The following is a 22,934-nucleotide window of genomic DNA, read 5'->3' as shown; positions in this document are numbered from 1 at the left end:
TATGACCATGTTTGCCAAAGTACCGGACGAATACATTGAAAAGTTGCCCGAGGAACGCAAAGCAGCTGTTTCCAAACTTCGGGAGACCATAAAAAGCAACTTGCCAAAAGGTTTCGAGGAATGTATCAATTACAAAATGATTGGTTTTGTAGTACCGCACTCCTTGCATCCGGATGGGTATCATTGCGACCCAAAACTGCCTCTTCCCTTTATCAACATTGCTTCACAAAAAAAATTTATAGCACTTTACCACATGGGCATTTATTCCAACAAAGCATTGTTGGATTGGTTTGTTGCCGAATATCCCAGGCATGTGAACACAAAATTGGATATGGGCAAAAGCTGTATTCGATTCAAGAACATCAATAAGATACCTTACACGCTGATTGCCAAACTTTGCCAAAAAATGACGCCGCAAGATTGGATTACCTTATACGAACAAAACATAAAAAATCATGAAAAATAGAGTTACTGGACTGGGCGGTTTTTTCTTTAAAAGCAAAGACCCAAACTACATCAAACAATGGTATAAAAACCATTTGGGGCTCAACACCGACCAATATGGCTGCACATTTTGGTGGAAGGATAAAGAAGACAATGATTGCTCTACCCAATGGAGTCCGATGGATGAAAAAACGGAATATTTTAAACCAAGTGAAAAGCAATTTATGATGAATTTTAGAGTAGAAAACTTGGTAGAACTACTCGAAGTTTTGAAAATAGAAGGGGTCACTGTAGTGGGCGAAATCGAAGAATATGAATATGGGAAATTTGGTTGGATCCTAGATCCCGAAGGTAATAAATTGGAACTTTGGGAACCTATTGACAAAGCCTTTCTTTAGGTATTGAATTATTTCCTACTTTTAAAGTAAATTAACCAACACTTTTAAACATGTCAGAAGAAGAGAAAAAAGACATCGGCGACAAAGCCGAAGAAGCAGCCAAAGATTTTCAGGAGGATGTAAAAGAAGCCTTTGACCCCAAAAACCCTGAAAGTGGTAAAACGGTGGCAATTATTGCCCATTTAACAATTATTGGATGGATTATTGCAATAATAATGAACAGTAGTAACAAAACGGAGATTGGTTCTTTTTATGTAAGGCAAGTCCTTGGAATTGGTTTACTTGGTTTAGTTCTGGGCATTATACCCGTAATCAATCTTATAGCTTGGATTTTCCCATTTATTTTGTGGATAATAAGTCTGATTGGCGCCATCAATGGAACTCAAAAACCTGTTTTCCTAGTTGGGGAACACTTCCAAAAGTGGTTTAAGAGTCTATAAATAAAATTAACAAAGGCTGTCTAAAATGCTATTAAAACGTCATTCTGAATTCATTCCAGAATCCCATCGTACGGACTAACAAAGTATCATGAGAACCTGAAATAAGTTCAGGTTGACGAGAATTAAATTTTAGACAGTTTTTTTAAATGTTTATTCATCGTAATATTACAATTGATAAGCAAGGAATATATGGTCGTAAGAAATATGAAACCTTCGGATTGGGAAAATGTCTCAAAAATTTATTTAGAGGGAATAGCCACGGGCTTCGCTACTTTTGAAGCTAAAGTCCCAAGCTACGAACAATGGGACAAAGCCCACACGGAACACTGCCGATTGGTAGCGGAAAAGGATGGTGAAATCATGGGATGGGCTGCCCTTTCGCCCGTATCCAGCCGTTGTGTATATGGTGGCGTGGGCGAGGTCAGCGTTTACATTGCTGATAAAAGTCGCGGTATGGGCGTTGGCAAACTACTGATGCAACATTTAATCGAAGAAAGTGAAAAAGCCGGTTTTTGGACCATACAATCCGGTATATTTCCAGAAAACACAGCCAGCATCAAATTACATAAAAAGGCTGGTTTCCGCTATATTGGAAAACGTGAACGTGTCGGCAAAATCCATGGGGTTTGGAAGGATAATTTATTGTTTGAAAAACGTAGCAACAAAGTTGGAATGAATTAATCTTCTTCCACAGTTCCATTGCCCTCTGCCACTTTGCGCTCCAGCTCGGCCTGAAATTCTTCCATAACAGGCTTTACCGTACTTTCTGGGAGGTCTGCAATACGAATATACATTAACCCATCCACCGAATTATTGAACAACGGATCCACGTTAAAGGCCACTACTTTGGCGTTTTGCTTAATGTATTTTTTAATTAGAACAGGCAATCGTAAGCTACCTGGCTCCACTTCGCTAATCAGTTTATCAAACTTGTTCAGGTCTGCCTGTGTCTCATCAAACACAAACTCCTTGTCGGCATCTTTCAACTTAACCTTGAACTCTTTTTTGGGTCGGATATATTGTGCTACATAAGGATCCCAATAGTTCGATTTCATAAACTCGATCATCAACGATTTTGAAAAATTGGAGAACTGGTTACTGATACTTACTCCTCCGATCAAATATCGGTGTTCTGGATGCCTCAAGGTCGTATGCACAATTCCTTTCCAAAGCAAGAAAAGGGGCATGGGTTTTTGCTGATACTCTTTTACAATATAAGCTCTGCCCATTTCGATGGATTTCTCCATCATTCCGTATAATTCGGGTTCAAATCGGAAAAGATCTTGAAGGTAAAAACCATCAATACCATATTTTTTGAAGATTTCCGATCCCAAGCCCATACGGTAAGCACCAACTATGGCCTTTTTATCGTTGTCCCATAAAAACAAATGGTGGTAGTAGGAATCAAACTTGTCCAAATCAATGGCATTGTTGGTACCCTCTCCTACTTCCCGGAAAGTTACTTCACGTTGTCGTCCAATCTCGTTCAAACAAAAGGGCATATCCTTGGCCTGGGCCAAAAACACTTCGTAGTTCTTGCTTTGCAACATGCGACAGTCCTTCTCCCGTAGTTTATCAATCTCACCTTCTAACACCTCTGCACTTATTGCAGTGGCGATTTTCTGGGGCGGTTTTGGGATTTTAAGAGAAGTGGGAACCTTGTCTATAAAACGTTCCTTTTCAAAAGCATTCGCCAGCAAATAGGTCTTTTTCCGAAGAAGCTCTGCAAAATCTTCCAAAGTCTCTTCCTCATTCTGGGTATTTACGGATATGGGCTGACCGATACGCACCTTAATGGGCCTTCGGCTCTGTGAGGTAAGCTCGGAGGGCAGCCTCGCCGTTCGGAATACATCGTCTATTTTGGACAGCCGGTAAAACAATCGACTGTTGCGAGCGTGGAAATATATGGGCACCACAGGCACTTCGGCCTTTCTGATCAGTTTTATGGCAGCTTCTTCCCACGGTCGGTCTACCACCAATTTACCATCCCGATAAGTGGATACTTCCCCAGCCGGAAAAATACCAAGTGGATGTCCATCTCTTAAATGTTGGAGCGCATTTTTGAAACCAACAATACTACTTTTCGCATCTTTATGGTTTTCAAAAGGATTCACAGGCATAATGTAGTCCTTCATAGGTTCTATCCTGTGCAATAAAAAGTTGGCTATAATTTTATAATCGGGTCTTTCCTTTAATAATAGTTTGAGCAACAACACACCATCTATGCCACCTAAAGGATGATTACTAATGGTGATGTATGGGCCTGATTTGGGCAAGCGTTTGATATCCTCTTCCGGAATCTCAAAGTCGATTTCGTAGTGGTTCAAAATAGCGTCGAGGAATTCTGGACCAGAAAGATCTTTGTTTTTGTCGTAAAATCTATTGATGGTGCTAATCCTAGTGGCTACCATTAAAAGCCATCCTACAAACGTGCCCAAAAAGCCATATTTGTCCAGATGGATGACTTTCGCCACCTCTTTAGCAGAAACCAAGCCCATAGAAAAAGTATTTAGGTACGTGTAAAGATAGAAAATAAACCCTAGAGCACTTTTTACCTAAATATAAAGCCTAAGCTTTTATTTTACAACCAATTGAACCGTTTCCTTACCTCTTTGCTCTACCAAAACGGACTTTCCATTTTGAAGGGATTTGACCGAATCATCGTTAAAATGACGAATGGTATAAAGTGAAACATCTTCGTGGCACACTACCTTAAATTTTCTTTTGAGTTCTTCCAATAAGGGGGGAAGTCCTCGGAATTTATTGTCCAAACAAACGGAAAAGCTAATGGCAGAGTTTTGGATAAGGTCTACCTTGAGCCTATGATCATGGAACAGTTTGAAGATTTCGCTGATATTGTCCTCGACGATAAAAGAAAAGTCAAGGGAAGAAAGTTTTAACAGCACTTGATCTTTTTTTACGATAAAACAGGGGATTTTAGGTTCTATTCCCGCGCCTTTACCCACTGTGGTTCCTTTGTTTTTTGGGTTTACAAAGGATTTTACCTTTAAGGGGATTTCTTTTCGCTGCAAAGGCTGCAATGTCTTGGGGTGAATTACGGAAGCTCCATAAAATGCAAGCTCAATGGCTTCTCGGTAAGAAATCTTGTCCAACAATTGGGCATTCTCAAAATTTCTTGGGTCTGCATTTAAAACTCCCGGCACATCCTTCCAAATAGTTACCGATTCGGCGTTGAGACAATATGCCAAAATTGCAGCGGAATAATCGGAGCCCTCCCTTCCCAAGGTAGTGGTAAAATTGTTATCGTCGCTACCCAAAAAACCTTGGGTAATGTTCAGTTTGGATATATCCACATTGGAAACCACTTCTTGTTGTGAGCGCTCCCAATTTACTTGGGCATCCCTGTTATTGCTATCTGTTTTGATAAGGGTACGGACATCCAACCATGTATTGGAAATACCGATCTCATTTAAGTATGCACTTACTATTGTAGTGGATAATAATTCGCCATAACAAACCACTTGATCATAAACAAATGCATATTTGGGTGATTTGTTCCATGCCAAAAAGCCTTTTACCTCCTCAAAAAGTACCTTTACTTTACCATAAACTGGATGGTTGGGGTTTTGGAATAGATCCAACAATATGCTGTTGTGATATTCCATCACTTCTTGTAAGGATTCTTGAACGGCGTCTTTATCATTAAAATAGGATTCCACCACCTTTTCCATGGCATTGGTAATTTTACCCATTGCGGAAATCACCACCAAGGTGTCGTTGTAACCTACTTCCTGTAAAACGTTGACCACATTTTTAATCGCATCTGCATCTTTAACGGATGCTCCCCCAAACTTAAATACCCTCATGTATTTTATATTCTAGAATTTAGTCGGCCTAGTTTAGGCTCTCCATATAATTTTTGATTCCTTTTTCATCCAATTGAACCACATCCCAATCCCTGAGGACGTTGGCTCCCTTTTTCTCGTAAAACGCAATGGCAGGTTCGTTCCAATCCAATACCTCCCAACAAATCCGCTTTACACCCAAACTATCCCCATACTTGACCACTTGGTCCAACAAAGCGGTACCAAGACCGCTTCCTCTCATTTTTTCGGAGACGATTAAATCTTCCAAGTGAATCGCAGGACCCTTCCATGTGGAGTATCTAGGGTACACCAAAGCAATTCCCGCAATACCGTCATCGGTGTCGGCAACAAAACAATGGAACATCTTTTGCTCCCCAAAACCATGTTTAACCAAATCTTGCTTGGTAATTTCAACGGCATCGGGTTCTTTTTCAAAATGGGCCAGTTCTTGAACCAAACCCAATACTTGTTCCATGTCCTCTGGTCGAGCTTCTCTGATTGTATATTCCATAATTGTTACAAATAAAACTCAAAGTTATAAAATTACATGATTAAAGTTCTTCGAAAACGTTGTAGTTTCACAAAATGCCCGATATTTGTCCTTAAATAAAACAGCCTTTCCATGTTTGAGAAGCAACACCGCACCCTCGGTGAATTTATCATCGCCAACCAAAATTCATTTCAATATACTTCCGGAGAACTATCAAGACTGCTGAACGGTATCCGTTTGGCGGCAAAAGTAGTGAACCACGAGGTTAACAAAGCTGGTCTCGTCGATATTATTGGAGCAGCGGGAGAAACCAATATTCAAGGGGAGAATCAGCAGAAACTAGATGTTCTGGCCAACGAAAAGTTCATTCAAACACTAAAGAACCGGGAAATTGTTTGCGGAATAGCCTCGGAGGAGGAAGACGATTTTATCAGCATCAATAGTTTTGACAAGCAACATCAAAACAAATATGTTGTACTTATTGATCCTTTGGATGGTTCGTCCAACATTGATGTAAATGTATCGGTGGGAACGATTTTTTCCATTTACAGAAGGGTAACGCCCGTCGGTACACCGGTTACCTTGGAAGACTTCTTGCAGCCGGGAAAAAATCAGATTGCGGCCGGTTACATCATTTATGGAACGTCAACTATGTTGGTTTATACCACGGGTGATGGCGTCAATGGTTTTACCTTAAATCCAGCCCTTGGTACTTTTTACTTGTCCCATCCCGATATGCAATTCCCCGAAACGGGCAAAATTTATTCCGTAAATGAAGGTAATTACATCCATTTTCCACAAGGGGTAAAGGATTATATTAAATATTGCCAAATGGAAGAGGGAGATAGGCCCTATACTTCGAGATATATCGGATCGCTTGTTTCGGACTTTCACCGTAACATGATCAAAGGTGGCATTTATATGTACCCGAAAAGCAGCAAGGCCCAAAATGGCAAGCTCCGTTTACTTTACGAGTGCAACCCCATGGCATTTTTGGCAGAGCAAGCCAATGGTAAGGCCAGTGATGGTTTTCAGCGAATTATGGATATTCAGCCCACCGAGCTGCACCAACGGGTTCCTTTTTTCTGTGGAAGTAAAAAAATGGTGGAAAAAGCGGAAGAATTTATGGCTAAGCCCTAGCCTTCCCGTTTTACCAATTCGTGGTAATCCTCGAACGGGATTTCCCCCCTGAAAATTTTGATGGATTTATCAATAATCTGAGCTGCCGTTTTTGGAGAAAAACCTAGTCCAACGGCATACTTTTCTACAAGTCTGCGCTCTTCATTATCAATATCGTGATCAGAGAAGATAATCTGAAAAAATTCAAACAGCCTTTTATATCTTTTCTCGCCACTGTGCGGAGTTTCGATAGGATAGCTGTTCTCCTTTTTCATTACCTCCTTAAATTCGTCACTACTAATGTTGAGTTTAAAGGCAAACTTTTCCAAAACGGACATTTCCTTTGGGTTTATATCCCCATCAGCCGCTGCCAAACTTGCCAATGTGGCAAAATGGGCCATGTTTTTCCTATGGTCTCCGTGTTCGTAAAGATCTAAAATTGGCATACCTTAAATTTTGTGGCACAAATATAAATCTTATCGCAAATAAGTGGGTATAAACCCAGCAAAGAAATTCGTATTTTTCAGTCTTAAGTACCACGGCGCTGCAAGAATCAGAATTGTTCCATATTGCTGAAAACTGGTTCCAAGAACAAAATTGGAAACCCTTCCCGTTTCAAAAAGAGACCTGGAAAGCTTTTTTGAAGGGTAAACATGGTTTGTTGAATGCCCCCACGGGCAGTGGAAAAACCTACGCCCTTTGGTTTCCCATTGTACTCAATTACATTAAAAACCATCCCGATTACAAGACCAAGCACAAAAAAGGGTTAAAAGCGATTTGGATTACTCCCCTTCGGGCCCTTTCTCAAGAAATAAAGCAATCGGCAGAACGGATTACTAACGATTTGGAAACCCAAATGACCGTAGGGATTCGTACGGGAGATACTTCCGCCAAAGAACGTGCAAAAATGCGGTCCAACATGCCCGACTTGTTGATCACTACCCCAGAAAGTCTGCAATTACTGCTCTCATCCAAAGAATACGGTAAAACCTTCAAAAACTGTTCTGCCATTGTAGTGGACGAGTGGCATGAACTTTTGGGCACCAAGCGCGGTGTTCAAATGGAGTTGGGGCTGTCCCGATTAAAAACGGTCTGCAAACAATTGCGAATTTGGGGCATATCGGCCACCATCGGAAATCTGGAACAATCACGCGAAGTATTGCTGGGGCCTACATCTCCAGAACTTGCCAACTCGGTCTTGGTAAAGGCCAAGCTCAACAAAAAAATTACGGTAAAAAGTATTGTTCCAGAAAAAATGGAAACCTTCCCGTGGCGTGGGCATTTGGGATTGCATCTTTTGGACCAAGTAGTGCCCATCATCAACAATAGTAAAACAACCTTGCTTTTTACCAATACCCGTAGTCAATGTGAAATTTGGTTCCAGAAAATCTTGGAAAAACATCCCGAGTTTGCTGGCGAAATGGCGATGCACCACGGCAGCATCAACAAAGAAACACGACTTTGGGTGGAGCAGGCCATCCGAAACGAAAGTTTAAAGGCCGTGGTCTGCACATCAAGCTTGGACCTTGGAGTTGATTTTGCCCCAGTGGAAACCGTAGTTCAAATTGGTGGACCCAAAGGAGTTGCTCGTTTTTTGCAACGGGCAGGGCGAAGCGGTCACCAACCCGGCAAGGAAAGTGTCATTTATTTTTTACCCACCCACGCCATTGAGCTGGTAGAGGCATCAGCCATGCAAAAAGCAGTGCTGAACAGTGCGGTGGAAGACCGAATTCCCTACCTCAACAGTTTTGATGTCCTCATTCAGTATTTGACTACACTTGCTGTCTCCGATGGGTTTTATCCAGAAGAGATCTATCCTGAGATCAAACAAACATTTTGCTACCAGGCCATCACGGATGAACAATGGCTATGGCTCCTTAATTTCTTGGTGATGGGCAGCCAGAGCCTTAAAAGTTACGACGAATACAAAAAAGTGGAGATTGAGGAAGATGGAAAATTTAAGGTAAACAGCAGGGCGGTTGCCATGCGGCACCGATTTCAAATTGGAACCATTGTGAGCGATGCCACCATCTCCGTTCGCTATCAAAAAGGAGGTTATATCGGCAGCATTGAAGAATATTTCATCTCCAAACTGAGCCCCGGGGATGTGTTCACCTTTGCTGGGCGAAATCTGGAATTTATCAGAATCAAAGGAATGGCAGCACATGTGCGAAACTCAAAAAAGAGAACCAATAAAGTACCTAGCTGGATGGGTGGCCGATTGAGTTTTTCCGCAAAAATGTCGGAGTTGTTGCGTCAAGAACTGTACACCGCTGAGCTGAAATTCCCCGAACAATCGGAAGAAATTCGAGCATTGCAACCGATGTTCAACAAGCAGCGGGAAGAAAGCATAGTGCCACAACCGCATCAGTTTTTAATCGAAACCTTCAAGACCCGTGATGGTTACCACCACATGTTTTACCCGTTTGAAGGCAGGGCCATTCACGAGGGCATGAGCAGTCTTTTGGCTTACCGAATCAGCCTTCTTGACCCAATTACTTGTTCACTGGCCTTTAACGACTACGGTTTTGAATTGCTATCGGACAAGGAAATCAACATTCAGGATATTTTGGACAACAATTTGTTCACCCCCCAATACATGTTGTCCGACCTTCAAAAAAGTTTGAACTCCAACGAAATGGCCCGACGGAAGTTCAGGGACATTGCCGTAATCAGCGGAATGGTTTTTACGGGATATCCCGAAAAAGGAGTCAAAATGAAACACCTACAAAGTAGTTCGGAACTGCTCTTTGATGTTTTCCGTGATTTTGAGGACGATAATCTGCTCTACCAACAGGCCTACACCGAAACGTTTGAACACCAGCTAGAAGAAGGTCGATTACGATTGGCCTTGGAGCGCATCGCCCAACAAGAGATAATTTGGAAACAATGCTCCCAACCCACTCCCCTATCTTTCCCTATAATTACGGATAGGTTAAGAGAAAAACTGTCCAACGAAAAATTGGTGGACCGTATTAAAAGAATGGTGGATAAATTGACCAAATAGCCAAAGAACTCCCAAGTACTTGTCATTCTGTGCTCCAGCCGGCAGGTGTTCAGTATAAAGACAATACGGTTATTTCGAAATGAGATGCAAAGCATCGATTGAGAAATCTGTTTTTCCATAGATTTCTCACACTTGCTTCGCGCGGTTCGAAATTACAATTGCTTTAAATTTGTTGTTCCAGACTCAAATGACGCTAAACATTCAAATACAAAATCAAGAATTTCAACTTCACCCTTTGGGTGGATTGTTTTGGGAAGAAAAATCACTCTTGCTGATTAGCGACGTTCATTTGGGAAAAGTGTCACACTTTAGAAAATTTGGGGCTGCCGTTCCCAGAAAAGCCATCCATAAGAACTTCCTGCTTTTGGATAAAATTGTTGCCGATTTTCAGCCCTTTCAAATCTGTTTTTTGGGCGATTTGTTTCATTCTTCCCTGAACAAAGAATGGGAGTTCTTCGAGAATTGGGTAGCCAAAACACCGGCTGAAATTCTGCTGGTGGCGGGCAACCATGACATCATTGCGCCAGAAAAATTCAAAAAACTGAAGGTTCCCATATTTCCAGAACTGGTCATAGACTCTTTCTTGTTGACCCATCATCCTGAAGAACGAAAAGACCATTTTACTTTTTGCGGACACATTCACCCCGCTATAAAACTTAAAGGATTTGGACGGGATCGCATAAAACTGCCCTGCTTTTTTAAGTCCAATAATCAAATGATCTTGCCCGCTTTTGGGCAATTCACAGGAACGCACGCCCTCAATCCCAAGAAAGGTGACGAAGTGTATGCCATTGTTGAAGACAGTATTATTAAGGTTTAGGTTTTCTTCTTTTTATTTACGCTCAACTTGTTTCAGTATCCCTGTCAGATGAGATTCCGTGTCAAGCATGGAATGACAGTGTTTTATATGTCATTCTGAGTAGAGCGAAGAATCTATTAGTAAAAGTTTGATGCGAATTATCCCCAAATTTCTTTTATGTCATTTCGAGCGCAGTCGAGAAATCTTACAGCACACTGGATGAGACGCTGAAACAAGTTCAGCGTGACGATAAGAAACTCAAAAAAACATTTTTAGTAAACCTTTTTGCGGTTTATCTTTGCCGCAAAGTTTTTTGGATTGACCAAAACCCAGATTTCACAACTTTTTGAACAGTCTCCCCAACTAGGGAAACTGAGGGATATTATTGCCCAAACTGTCACTTCGAGCGCAGTCGAGAAGTCTTTTGCCAGTCAAAGAATCAATATAAAAGGACTTGTTGGTTCCTCACTTTCTTTTGTGGTTTCCGAAGCATTTAAGTCGGCAGAATCACCTTTTCTATTGATTTTGAACGATAAGGAGGAAGCAGCCTATCATTTGAACGATTTGGAACAACTGATTGGTGAAAAAGATGTGCTTTTTTACCCGGGGAGTTACCGCAGACCTTATCAAATTGAGGAAACCGACAATGCCAATGTGTTGTTACGTGCAGAGGTTTTGAACCGTATCAATTCCAGAAAAAAACCTGCGGTGATCGTCACCTACCCTGATGCCCTTTTTGAGAAAGTGGTCACACGAAAGGAACTGGACAGGAACACCCAAAAAATAAAATTGGGCGATGAGATTTCATTGGATTTTTTAAACGAGGTACTTTTTGAATACCAGTTCAAGCGTGTGGATTTTGTAACCGAACCTGGGGAATTTTCCGTTCGTGGTGGTATTGTGGATGTGTTCTCCTTCTCACATGATGAGCCCTATCGCATCGAGTTCTTCGGCGATGAAGTGGACAGCATCCGAACTTTTGATGTGGAAACTCAGCTTTCGACGGACAAGGTGAAGAAAATCAGCATTATTCCAAATGTGGAGAACAAATTCACGGAGGAAATACGGGAAAGCTTCCTAAAATATATTTCTGCCAAAACAGTGGTTTTTGCAAAGAATCCCGCTTTGATTTATGATCGAATAGAATCCTTTTTTGAAAAAGCGGAGGACAGTTTTGCGAAGTTGAGCCAAGAAATAAAACACGCGCGACCCAAAGAGCTCTTTTTAGATTCAACTTTGCTGAAAGAGCAGTTGGAGGATTTTTTATTGGTGGAGATAGGAGTTTCAAGTGAGACCCTGAAACAAGTTCAGGGTGACGAAATCCAATTCAACACCAAACCTCAGCCTGCTTTCAACAAAAAGTTTGATTTGCTCATTGAAAATCTTAATGACAATCGGGATGCGGGCTATAGCAATTATATTTTCTGTTCCACCGAGCAACAGGCCAAGCGTTTTCACGATATTTTTGACGAAGTGGACGAAACGGTTCATTATCAAACCATCATTTTTCCGCTGTACCAAGGTTTTGTGGATGATAATCTCAAATTGGTCTGCTACACCGATCATCAAATTTTTGAACGCTACCACAAGTTCCATTTAAAGAATGGTTATGCCAAAAAGCAGGCTATCACACTCAAGGAACTCAACAAACTGGAGATTGGGGATTATGTTACCCATATTGATCATGGTATCGGTAAGTTCGGCGGTTTACAAAAGATTGATGTGGAAGGCAAAAAGCAAGAAGCCATCAAACTGATCTATGGTGACCGCGACATTTTGTACGTCAGTATCCATTCGCTCCACAAAATATCCAAATACAACGGCAAGGACGGTGCCCCACCAAAAATATTCAAGCTCGGTTCCGCTGCTTGGAAAAAACTCAAACAAAAGACCAAGGCAAGGGTCAAAAAAATTGCTTTCGACCTTATTAAAGTCTATGCCAAGCGAAGACTCGAAAAAGGATTTCAATACGCTCCCGATAGTTATTTACAACACGAGTTGGAGGCTTCCTTTTTATACGAGGACACTCCGGACCAGGAAAAAAGCACCCAAGATGTTAAGAAGGACATGGAAAGTGAACGCCCCATGGACCGACTTATTTGTGGGGATGTTGGTTTTGGAAAAACAGAGGTGGCCATCCGTGCGGCATTCAAGGCTGTAGACAATGGCAAACAGGTGGCGATTTTGGTACCTACTACCATTTTGGCTTTCCAACATCATCGTACTTTTTCGGAACGATTGAAAGAAATGCCCGTTACGGTGGATTACCTCAATCGCTTTAGAACGGCCAAAGAGAAAAGGGAGACCCTCGAAAATTTGGAAAGTGGAAAAGTTGACATCATCATAGGAACGCACCAGTTGGTCAACAAAAATGTGAAGTTTAAGGATTTGGGCTTGCTCATTGTAGATGAGGAGCAAAAGTTTGGTGTTTCGGTGAAGGAAAAACTACGTTCCATAAAGGAAAATGTGGATGTCCTCACGCTAACCGCCACACCAATTCCGAGAACTCTTCAATTTAGTTTGATGGCTGCTCGCGACCTTTCCGTAATCAATACGCCGCCACCGAATCGCTACCCCATCGAAAGCCATGTGATTCGATTGAACGAAGAAATTATCCGTGATGCCGTGTCCTACGAAATCCAACGCGGCGGACAGGTGTTCTTTATTCATAATCGCATTGAAAACATCAAGGAAGTAGCCGGAATGCTGCAGCGTTTGGTACCCGATGCCAAAATTGGGATCGGACACGGACAAATGGAGGGCAAAAAACTGGAAAACCTTATGCTTTCCTTTATGAACGGTGAATTTGATGTTTTGGTTTCGACCACCATCATAGAAAGTGGGTTGGATGTGACCAATGCCAACACCATTTTTATCCACAATGCCAATAATTTTGGTTTGAGCGACCTCCACCAAATGCGTGGGCGTGTTGGGCGAAGCAACAAAAAGGCGTTCTGCTATTTCATCACCCCGCCTTACGAGGTAATGACCACCGAAGCCCGAAAACGTATTGAGGCCCTGGAACAATTTACAGAACTGGGAAGTGGTTTCAATATTGCGATGAAAGATTTGGAGATTCGTGGTGCAGGTGACTTGTTGGGAGGTGAACAAAGTGGGTTTATCAACGAAATTGGGTTTGAGACCTATCAAAAAATATTGGCGGAAGCCATTGACGAACTCAAGGAAAATGAGTTCAAGGAACTGTATGAAGAAGTAGAGGGCGGCAAGGAAAAAGTGTATGTAAAAGAAATGCAGTTGGACACGGATTTTGAATTGCTTTTCCCTGATGACTACATCAACAACATTACCGAGCGTTTAAACCTCTACACCCAATTGAACGATGTGGAGGACGAGGAAGGTCTACAGAAATTTGAAGCTCAGTTGGTGGACCGTTTCGGCGAATTGCCCGAACCTGTGGTAGATTTGATGAACTCCGTCCGCATTAAATGGATTGCCACCCACATTGGTCTGGAAAAGGTAATCATGAAAAAGGGCAAGTTTATCGGTTACTTTATCGCCGACCAGCAATCCAGTTTTTACCAAAGTGCCGTGTTTACCCAAATACTGCAATACGCGCAGACCCATCCCCAACTTGTAAAACTCAAGGAAAAACAAACCCGAAACGGACTTCGATTATTGTTGGTGTTTGATAGGATTACAAGTGTCGACAAGGCATTGAAAGTTCTGGAGCCTTTTAGGCTAAACACAAAAGAACAGCAATCAACGAAAAGCCATAACTTCTAAGTTTGAAATATCTATTGTATCACCAACCAATCTTAATGCAGAAGCTCGATAATTGTCTAAATTACCAACTGGTTTACTAATATCAATGTCATCTAATGTAACATAGTATTTATCACCCCTTTCAGTGCCTATTCGATATCTTATTTTAGAAAAATCAGGGGCAAAGCTTGTTTTTAATTGAGATGGCCACATATATGTGATCCAACCTGTCACTGTTTCTCCAAAATCAATTTTACCACCTCGAACTTGAGAATCAAAACTATAAAAGTAACATGTTTGACTTAAAGACAAATCACCTTTTCTTGCCACATAAAGCGAATCTAAGTAGGTAAAGTTCGTGCCCCCAGTATACCTTTTCATTTTTTCATTTCTAACAAACCCTATTTTAGATTCTACCATGGGCAAATAAACCCATTTGTCATCTAAAAAGATTTCCAATTCAATTGAGTTAATTTGAGCAATCTTTCCTGTATTATTTGTGACTTTAATAAAATTCATGTAGCCGATTTTACTAAGCTTTCCTTCGATGTTTGGTTGAAAAAAAAAGTTTTCAAACCCAAAATTTATTCCTAGCTGATGATTTATAACAAATGGTTCAGACTCCTCTTGAAAAATATTGTCCATGAATTCAGTTAGCTCATTCCAATAGGTGATTGCCAACATTAAAATAGCAATGGTTGCACCAATTCCTTTGTAATGTGCTTGGAGCTTTTCCTTTGTCTTTTTAAAACTCTTGGTAAACATTTTAAATTAGATATTATTTAAACAGGCTAATCAAAAAGCCTTATACACCTGCTTCACAAACTCTCCAATTTTTGAAGGTTCCAACCAACGGGTTACAATGACCAATCCGCTTTTTTGGTCCACCACAATAAAATTGCCTCCAAAACCTGCGGCGTAGAACACATGTTCGGGAACGCCATCCCAGTGGCGGTCACCTTGTTGGTTCAACCACCACATATAACCATAATTTACATTGGGTACCGAAGGTGTGGTTGCTTTTTTGATCCAATTCTCGCTAATGATTTGTTGGTCTTCCCATTTGCCATTGTTCAAGAAGAGTGTTCCAAAACGGGCCATGTCCTCAGTGGAAATAAAAAGTCCAGCACCTGAGTGTCCACCACCGGTTACAGATTTCATTTTCATTCCATCAATAACAGTCCACGCGTTTTCGTAACCAAACCAACGCCAAGTGGTGGTGGCTCCAATTTTGTCCATCACTTCTTCTTTAAGCACCATTGGTACAGGTTTTCTCCATACATGAGTCAAAGAATAAGCTAGCACGTTTACACGAACGTCGTTGTACTCCATCACGGTACCAGGTTCATTGAGTTTACGAAATTTCCAATCGTCCAGACCACCTTCACTTGGTGGACGGTCTGCCCAATCCTTGCCTCCCCAAAGTTCACCTGACCAATCGGAGTTCTGCTGCAATAAATGCTCCCAAGTTATTTTGGAGTTATGTTCCCCATCAAAAGTGCCATCCCAAATGTAGTTGCCCACTTTGTCCCTGGTGTTCTTGATCAAACCATGATCTTCGGCAAGTCCGGCCACTGTAGAAAGAAAGCTTTTGGTTACACTAAAGGTCATGTCCACACGTTTGGTATCACCCCAAGAAGCCAAAACATATCCATTTTTCATAATCATTCCAGCAGGACCTCCACGTTTTTTGGTGGGCCCCAAAATTTCGTGAAAGGGTTCGCGTTTAAATCCTTCTAAAATCGCCTGACGGATATCCCGAGAACCTGAATATTCATTGGACTTTGCGTATTCCACAGCTTTGTCCAACGCTGCCTGATCAAACTTAAACTGACCTTTATCCGCAGTTTTCCAAGTTTCGTATCGTTCTGGGAAATTGAGTTCTTGTGCTTTGGTTTCTAAAGTTGTGGCAAAAGCAACAATGAGTGTTGCTGTAAAAAGAAGATTTTTCATTGTCGGAGGTTTGGTTTGGGCAAGAAAGGTACTAATTGTTGAGGAATTTATCATCTACGATAACTTTTAGGGTAACTTATACAAAAACACCTAATTGTATGAGATTCCGTGTCATACTTCGACTTCGCTCAGCATCCGTACGGAATGACAGCCTTATTAAAAACGTTTTTTGTGGACCTGATCTCCTTCTTTATTATAATAATGCCAAGTGCCCACCTGCTCATCATTTCGGAAGCGACCACGGATTTTTCGAGTACCGTCGGGATAAAATGCTTCGTATCGCCCGTGCTTTAACCCATCTTTGAGATCCACCTCAAACCGAATGTTTCCGTTTGCGTATTTTCTACTAAAGGATTTAGCGTTCAAATCCGTGGGGTAGATGGAGCTCAGATTAAAAACAGCGTCTGTAATTTCTGTTGAAGCTGCATTTTGGGTTTTTGGAGTCGTTTTATTGGTGTTTTTCGGAATATTGATGGTCTTCTTCACTTCTTCCACATCCTGATAGTTCAGTACCAATCGACTCTCGAACAAGTCATCCTCTGGTTTTAGTTGTAATCCCACTTGTGGAAAGCAAATAATAAAATCCTTGTTTTTGCGCATTTTTTGCTTGGTCGGAGCATCGGCCAAAGCATACATATTATCATACAACAACGGAACATGGCTATACACAAATACTGTGGTTTCTGAATCGAATTTTTGATTGAACTTCCTAAATTCTTCCGAGGTAGCGAGTGTTTCGCCCTCCACCACCTTGTCAATTATACCCTTTAGGGTATTGGGGTTATCACTAAAGATAACGTATTCATCAATCTGTGTAAAATAAGGCTTATCGAACTCATCGAACCTTCCGCCCAACAACATTTTAAAGAACCCCTTAATGGAGAGGAAATTGATTTCGTAATCCTTATAATTAACGGCTTTAAACTTTACGGGCGTTTTTTTACGAATCTGTTCCACTACAAAATCTAGATTGGTCTTGGCAGCTTCGGCGTCGTTGGCTTTGAGTACCAAGGCTACATCATTCTTACCTTTAGTAATGTGGGATTGAATTTGAAGGACCGCAATTTCGTCCCCAATCCAACTGACAAAGTTCTCTTTTACATCAATCTTGAGGAACTTCTCAACCTTGGCTATTCCTTTTTGATAACTCTCGAACTGCCCAGGATCGTTCTGCTGAACCCTCTCAAAATTTTTGTAGAACTCAGCGAAGCTATCAAACCCATAACTAATGTAAAGTGCCGTGCTTAATGGTGCAATTTGGGGAATGGAGCGTTCCGAGGTCCCTGACTTTTGAAGCGCCTCCAAATAATATTCGTTTACAGCGCTAATATTGGTGTACCCATTGGCGGTAAGGGTACTGTTCCCGTCCAAATCAAAATAAAAACCTGAGAACAAAAAGTTTTCGCTTACCCGTTTTACCCAGTCGGAAGGCTTGTTTGTGTATTGTTGGATGTAATCATCAAAATAGTGGTACTGCACATACATACGGAACAAATTCTCGTGCCCTACCTTTTGGTTGATCTCCAAAAAATTCAGGTTTCGACCCAACACAGGTTCGAGGTACTGATCTATGGAAGCCTCTACCAAAGTATGGGTGTACGAGGCCACCAATTGGTTTTTGATAAAGGCCAAGTACATGGTTTCCTTGCTTTCCCGATCGTGAACTTCCAAAATTTCATGCGCGTGATAGGTTCGTTTGCTCAATACATAGCCATCGTCCAGCAACGTATTCAAGTACGTTTTGAGCAATTGTAATTTAGCGATGCGCTTAAGGTCCAACACATAAAAAATCCCGTAATCTTTGGGAGAAATCATGTGGATGGAGATAAAAAGGGAGCGGTCGTCAAAAAATTCGAACAGCTTATGGTTATCGTTGAATACCGTATCCACTCTTTGGATATTTTCGGTAAGTTCCGAAAAGTAGTCGTTCTTTTTTAGATGGTGCCAAGCTTCGCTCTCGCTTACTTTTTGCCAACTTTCCACTGGTCTTTCGGATTCAATGATGAAAACCGCATCCTTGGGAATAAGGTAAATGGACTGTAGGTTGGTCTTGGGGGAGAGTATAAAAATATAGGCCAAATAGCACAAATACAGTACCATTAGGCCCAAAAAACCGTAAAGAATCCTTTTTTTGGTCATTTTTCCAAAAAGTGTCTTTTTCTACAACGAAGAAGATTTCGTTTTAGTTTAGATCAAGAAAAGGAATCCCGATTATAGTGATTTTAAATCTTTGATGGTCTTGAAAGCAACATCTACCTGTTCATCGTTCACCAAAATAGTAAACTCGTTGGTCGTAGAGATTACCTCATAAAGCACAATGCCTTCCCAGGCCAACCGCTGAAAGATAAAATAGTAAATTCCGGGAACCGAAACATTCTCTGCGGGCAATTTTACGGTAATTGAGGAAAGTCCTTCGGCCTTTTGGGTGCAGCGCTCCATTTTAAAGTACTTTTCCACAACACCGTCCATTATATTACTGATTACAATATTGATCTCGTTCACTCCTCGCGATGAAGTATAGAATACATCTTGGTTAACATTGACCTCTTCCAACAATCTAGCTTGTTGTTGCAAAATGGTGTCCGAAGCCAAAAATGTGTAATCGGTAAGGTTGGAACGTACCGTGATTTCCCCAATATTTTTAAGGACCTTTACAATTTTATGGGTAGCTCTAAATTCCAAATCGTCGGATAGACGTTTGAGCGCCATTACAATGGCTCCATCCTTTACATCTTTACCCAATTCTTCCGCAATTTCCGGTTTTATCTGTCTAGACAAAGAAGTCAAGTTGATAATCCCTTGTGCCAAAGCAGTTTGCAAAAAGGGCTTTTTCTTGATGTAATGCTCAACTACTGCAGATATTGTTTTCATTTATTCAGTTGGTTTTGGACAAAAATAACATATTGTTACAAAACAAACAAATGGTTAGAAATGGTAGAATGCGTTTTCAAAGTGCTCAATGTCAAAATTATCAGTGTTTTTTACCACGGTAATTACATCAAACCTAACCTCCAAATCGCTATCCAATTCTTCCATGTAATGGTTGGCCGCCATGGTTAAAAGCTTCACTTTTTTGGGTGTGATCACACGGGAAATATCTTCAAGAAACCCCATATTTCTTGACTTTACTTCAACTATTACCAAGAAACCATCTTTCTCCGCAATAATGTCTACCTCGGCATTGAGGTGCCGATAGTTAAGTGCTCTTATCTCGTAGTCGGAAGCCTTCAAAAAGTCCACTGCTTTTTGCTCTCCCAGTTTTCCAAATTTGTTGTGATTGGCCATACAATTTGTAAAAATCAAAAAAAATTATGCATTTTATCGAAAAAATTGGTCGTTCATGGACTTTAGAACGTTAAGATTGTACTTTGTTGGCTCAATTGAACCACATCCAACACTAGCAAAACATATAGTTTCCCCAACTATGACCTAATTAACGCCAGACATTGCTATGGAGTACTTTATCAATTGTAATTCCTCAACCTTGGCGCCGTACACTACTCCATTAGATGAGGTGCGTGCGGCCCACTTGTACCGAAGACTTGGTTTTAGTGCTTCTGTACAAACCATAAATGCCGCTGTGGGACTATCAGCAAGTGCCCTCGTGGACAACTTGGTGGACCAGGCCCTTAGCTTACCGACCATACCTGCTCCTGAATGGGCCGATTGGACCGGTGCCAATTATCCTGAAGATGATGATTTGGCCAGACAACTGCGCAGTGCACAAGTTGAAGATTTTACCACCACCTACGGCAACGCACTTTTGGACAATAGCCTCAGGGATAGAATGAGCTTCTTTTGGAGCAATCACTTTGTTACGCAATTGGAGACCTATAATTGCCCACAATTCCTATATTATTATGTGCTTTGCTTGCAGCAGAATGCATTGGGCAATTTTAAGAACCTGACTAGTGAGGTCGGGCTCACCAGTGCCATGCTTTATTATTTGGACGGTGCCAGAAACCGAGGGGACAATCCTAACGAGAACTACGCGCGTGAACTTTACGAGCTTTTTACCTTAGGTGAAGGGAACAACTACACAGAAGAAGATATTATTGAAACCGCAAAGGCGCTCTCCGGATATACCGAACGTGGCGAAGAAGGTTGTACCCAAGTTACCTTCGACCCCACAGAGTTCAATACCGATAGCAAAACCATATTCGGTCAAACTGGGAATTGGGACTACGACGATGTCATCGACATTCTTTTCAACGAAAGAGCTGATGAGATCGGATGGTTTATCTGTAAAAAGCTTTACGAGTTTTTTGTCCATCCCGATTCGACCAACGAAGATGGAGGGATTGCTCCACAAATTATTGACGGAATGGCCCAGACCTTTATCGGCAGTGGATTTGAAATTGCCCCTGTTCTTCGTCAACTATTTAAAAGTCAGCACTTTTTTGATGAAACTGCCATCGGGGTCATCATTAAAAGTCCAGCCGACCTTTATTTTAATTTATTGAAGGAAACCAGCTTCACTTACGATGACGGAACGGTTTTAAATATGATCGATTCTTGTTCATTGATTGGGCAACGCTTTTTTCAGCCTCCTGAAGTGGAAGGTTGGCAACGCGACCGAACATGGATCAATACAAACTTTATTATAGGGCGATGGTTGACAACGGAAGTATTCTTGGAACGTTTTTTTCAAAACGACCCAGAGCAGTTCAGAAATTTGGCCATGGATGCCGTTGGCCCAGCTGATAGCAATACAAGTAACCCGGAAATTGTGGTTAGGGCATTGGTAAACAAGTTTACACCTAAGGGACTTTTGACGGATGCTGATTTTGAAAGAGCTATGGATGCCTTCAAAATTGACGATGTTCCAGAAGAATATTACTCCCCCGATTATTTTCCGGGAGGAACAAGCCAATGGATGCTGCAAATGAGTGCAGAATCTCCAACACAGGTGTATATCCTGTTACGTCATTTATCCAGAGAACCCGAATTTCAACTTAAATAACCCCACCACCATGTGCGATAATCACCATACCCACGATAAATCACCACACAAAGGCCTCGAACACGAAGGCCATGATCTAGAACACAAAAAATGGAGCCGACGCTCCTTTGTCCAAGCTTTGGGCATTGCAGGTTCGGGTTCCATGTTCTTGGGAAGCCATCTAATTTCAGCTTCCTCACCATCACCGCTTACGGCCGCTGTCGCAGCCGCGGAAACCGACAATATTTTAATCCTGATTCGACTATCGGGAGGGAACGACGGACTCAGTACCGTAATCCCGATACAACAATATGATACTTATGCGAATGCAAGACCTAACATTTACATCCCAGAGAGCAAGGTCTTAAAACTTACCGATGATTTTGGGGTGCCCACTTATATGAGCTCCTTGGAATCCCTTTGGGGCGACGGACAGTTTAAGGCCGTACATGGTGTGGGGTACGAAAACCAAAGTTTATCCCACTTTACAGGTTCCGATATTTTCGCCAATACCGATTTGACCACTACTGGATTCTCCGGAGAAAATACAGGTTGGATGGGCAGACATTTTGAGGAGCTTTATCCAGATTATTTGATCAATCCGCCAGCTGCCCCTGCTGCCATTCAAATTGGAAACTTGGCCAATATGATTTTTCAAGGTGACGAAACCAACTATGCTTTTGTTACCAACAATGTAGACCAGTTGGAGCAAATTGCAGAGACCGGTGCCTTTTACGATATTGAAAACGCACCCTTTGATGACTGTATGTATGGCGACCAATTGAGGTTTCTCCGTGGTGTTGCCAATACTACGTACGAGTATGCAGGTACAATTCACGATGCCTATATGAGAGGTCAAAACCAAGTAGAATATCAAGACAATGGCTTTGCAAGGCAATTGGCGCTCTTGGCACGTTTGATCAAAGGAAATTTGGGCACCAAGGTTTATATGATTTCCTTGGGAGGCTTTGACACCCACGGCAATCAACCCATTGTACACGAGCGTTTGATGTCCAACCTATCTGTGGCCATCAACAATTTCTACGAAGACCTTGCATTCACAGAGCAAGATGATAACGTACTAAGTATGACCTTCTCCGAGTTTGGCCGTAGGATTTTTGAAAATGGTTCCAATGGTACCGACCATGGAAAGGCCGCCCCTACCCTGTTCTTTGGTTCAGGATTGAGTGGAAGTGCATTTGTTGGCGAACACCCTTCGCTGGATGAACCCAACAACCGAGGAAATTTGGAATATACTATGGACTTTAGAAACCTTTACGGAACCGTACTGGCCGAATGGCTCTGTGTTCCAAGGGAGTCTGTGGAACAACATTTACTGGGTCATCCCTACCAAGCTATCGATCTAGGCTTCAACTGCAGTGGAGAGGAATTTGATGATATTGCCATGGACAACGACCCACCTACATTGCCGGAGACTCCGCCGAGCCAAGACCCCAACAATCCAGATATTGATGTTTTGGATGGAATAGTCCATACACCCTTTTACCCACAATCACGCGCACCACACATTCATTTGGAAATGCCCGTAGCTGCCCATGTGGATATTGAGCTCTTCAATATTTTGGGACAACGGATGGGAACCTTGTTCAACGAAATGATGCTGGAAGGCCAAGTGGACATCAATATACGGGAACGTATGCGCGACAGTTTATCCACAGGAAAATACATTTACCGAATTTCTGTGGGCGATAAAAAAATGAGCAAATCAGTAATGATTTCTTAAAAAAGCGGGACACTTTGTTGTCCATTTTTCGGAGCCCTTCGGTAATGC

19 protein-coding genes are annotated in these 22,934 nt (G+C 41.7%); 10 read left to right on the top strand and 9 right to left on the bottom strand.

Annotated elements, in window-relative coordinates:
• The first annotated feature begins 1 nt into the window (after position 1).
• The 4 genes from MURRU_RS08135 to MURRU_RS08120 all read left to right on the top strand — a co-directional run bounded on the left by MURRU_RS08135 (position 2) and on the right by MURRU_RS08120 (position 1,963).
• Positions 2-466, top strand: a complete 465-nt coding sequence (locus MURRU_RS08135) for a DUF1801 domain-containing protein (RefSeq protein ID WP_014032979.1) — start codon at positions 2-4, stop codon at positions 464-466.
• Complete coding sequence (locus MURRU_RS08130; RefSeq protein ID WP_014032978.1) at positions 456-842, top strand: VOC family protein; 387 nt, start codon at positions 456-458, stop codon at positions 840-842. Before MURRU_RS08135 ends, MURRU_RS08130 begins: the two co-directional genes overlap by 11 nt.
• Positions 843-892: 50 nt before the next feature.
• Positions 893-1,282, top strand: a complete 390-nt coding sequence (locus tag MURRU_RS08125; protein ID WP_014032977.1) for a hypothetical protein — start codon at positions 893-895, stop codon at positions 1,280-1,282.
• Positions 1,283-1,471: 189 nt separating this feature from the next.
• Positions 1,472-1,963, top strand: a complete 492-nt coding sequence (locus tag MURRU_RS08120) for a GNAT family N-acetyltransferase (protein ID WP_014032976.1) — start codon at positions 1,472-1,474, stop codon at positions 1,961-1,963.
• Here the strand turns inward: MURRU_RS08120 and MURRU_RS08115 are convergent.
• The 3 genes from MURRU_RS08115 to MURRU_RS08105 form a co-directional block, all read right to left on the bottom strand.
• Positions 1,960-3,780, bottom strand: coding sequence for a GNAT family N-acyltransferase (locus MURRU_RS08115; protein ID WP_014032975.1), 1,821 nt, complete (start codon positions 3,778-3,780; stop codon positions 1,960-1,962). The two genes, MURRU_RS08120 and MURRU_RS08115, sit on opposite strands and share 4 nt — an antisense overlap.
• Positions 3,781-3,858: 78 nt before the next feature.
• Positions 3,859-5,109, bottom strand: a complete 1,251-nt coding sequence (locus MURRU_RS08110) for an aspartate kinase (RefSeq protein WP_014032974.1) — start codon at positions 5,107-5,109, stop codon at positions 3,859-3,861.
• Between the two features lie 28 nt (positions 5,110-5,137).
• On the bottom strand, positions 5,138-5,620 hold the full coding sequence (locus MURRU_RS08105) for a GNAT family N-acetyltransferase (RefSeq protein WP_014032973.1): 483 nt from the start codon (positions 5,618-5,620) through the stop codon (positions 5,138-5,140).
• 111 nt (positions 5,621-5,731) lie between these two features.
• Between MURRU_RS08105 and fbp the strand changes: the two genes are divergently transcribed.
• Entirely contained in the window at positions 5,732-6,739 is a 1,008-nt protein-coding gene (gene fbp, locus MURRU_RS08100; protein ID WP_014032972.1) for a class 1 fructose-bisphosphatase, read from the top strand.
• On the opposite strand, the gene MURRU_RS08095 is transcribed toward fbp, so the two are convergent.
• Positions 6,736-7,164 carry a tellurite resistance TerB family protein gene (locus MURRU_RS08095; protein WP_014032971.1) on the bottom strand — a complete coding sequence of 143 codons (429 nt, stop codon included), beginning with the start codon at positions 7,162-7,164 and terminating at the stop codon, positions 6,736-6,738. The two genes, fbp and MURRU_RS08095, sit on opposite strands and share 4 nt — an antisense overlap.
• Positions 7,165-7,262: 98 nt before the next feature.
• On the opposite strand from MURRU_RS08095, the gene MURRU_RS08090 reads away from it, so the two are divergent.
• From MURRU_RS08090 to mfd, 3 genes are all read left to right on the top strand, one after another.
• On the top strand, positions 7,263-9,725 hold the full coding sequence (locus MURRU_RS08090) for a ligase-associated DNA damage response DEXH box helicase (RefSeq protein WP_014032970.1): 2,463 nt from the start codon (positions 7,263-7,265) through the stop codon (positions 9,723-9,725).
• Positions 9,726-9,912: 187 nt separating this feature from the next.
• Positions 9,913-10,545, top strand: a complete 633-nt coding sequence (gene pdeM / locus MURRU_RS08085) for a ligase-associated DNA damage response endonuclease PdeM (protein ID WP_014032969.1) — start codon at positions 9,913-9,915, stop codon at positions 10,543-10,545.
• 264 nt (positions 10,546-10,809) lie between these two features.
• A complete protein-coding gene (mfd, locus tag MURRU_RS08080; RefSeq protein WP_014032968.1) occupies positions 10,810-14,268 on the top strand; it encodes a transcription-repair coupling factor in 3,459 nt (1,152 codons plus the stop codon).
• On the opposite strand, the gene MURRU_RS08075 is transcribed toward mfd, so the two are convergent.
• The 5 genes from MURRU_RS08075 to MURRU_RS08055 all read right to left on the bottom strand — a co-directional run bounded on the left by MURRU_RS08075 (position 14,245) and on the right by MURRU_RS08055 (position 19,485).
• A complete protein-coding gene (locus tag MURRU_RS08075) occupies positions 14,245-15,012 on the bottom strand; it encodes a hypothetical protein (protein WP_014032967.1) in 768 nt (255 codons plus the stop codon). The genes mfd and MURRU_RS08075 overlap by 24 nt on opposite strands.
• A 30-nt stretch (positions 15,013-15,042) precedes the next feature.
• Positions 15,043-16,200 (bottom strand): serine hydrolase domain-containing protein, encoded by a 1,158-nt coding sequence (locus tag MURRU_RS08070; protein WP_041801888.1) that lies wholly within the window; start codon positions 16,198-16,200, stop codon positions 15,043-15,045.
• Positions 16,201-16,356: 156 nt separating this feature from the next.
• Positions 16,357-18,339: a DUF3352 domain-containing protein gene (locus MURRU_RS08065; protein ID WP_014032965.1), complete on the bottom strand. Its 1,983-nt coding sequence runs from the start codon at positions 18,337-18,339 to the stop codon at positions 16,357-16,359.
• A 72-nt stretch (positions 18,340-18,411) separates the two neighbouring features.
• Complete coding sequence (locus tag MURRU_RS08060) at positions 18,412-19,071, bottom strand: hypothetical protein (protein ID WP_014032964.1); 660 nt, start codon at positions 19,069-19,071, stop codon at positions 18,412-18,414.
• Between the two features lie 54 nt (positions 19,072-19,125).
• Complete coding sequence (locus MURRU_RS08055) at positions 19,126-19,485, bottom strand: YraN family protein (protein WP_014032963.1); 360 nt, start codon at positions 19,483-19,485, stop codon at positions 19,126-19,128.
• Positions 19,486-19,651: 166 nt separating this feature from the next.
• On the opposite strand from MURRU_RS08055, the gene MURRU_RS08050 reads away from it, so the two are divergent.
• Together MURRU_RS08050 and MURRU_RS08045 are read left to right on the top strand one after the other, a co-directional pair.
• Entirely contained in the window at positions 19,652-21,163 is a 1,512-nt protein-coding gene (locus MURRU_RS08050; RefSeq protein WP_014032962.1) for a DUF1800 domain-containing protein, read from the top strand.
• Positions 21,164-21,173: 10 nt separating this feature from the next.
• Positions 21,174-22,886, top strand: coding sequence for a DUF1501 domain-containing protein (locus MURRU_RS08045; RefSeq protein ID WP_014032961.1), 1,713 nt, complete (start codon positions 21,174-21,176; stop codon positions 22,884-22,886).
• The last annotated feature ends 48 nt before the right edge of the window (positions 22,887-22,934 follow it).

The sequence above is a fragment of the Allomuricauda ruestringensis DSM 13258 genome (assembly GCF_000224085.1).
Lineage (GTDB): Bacteria > Bacteroidota > Bacteroidia > Flavobacteriales > Flavobacteriaceae > Flagellimonas > Flagellimonas ruestringensis.
The sequence above is the reverse complement of the archived record's forward strand: the minus strand, read 5'-3'. Positions and strand labels throughout refer to the sequence as shown.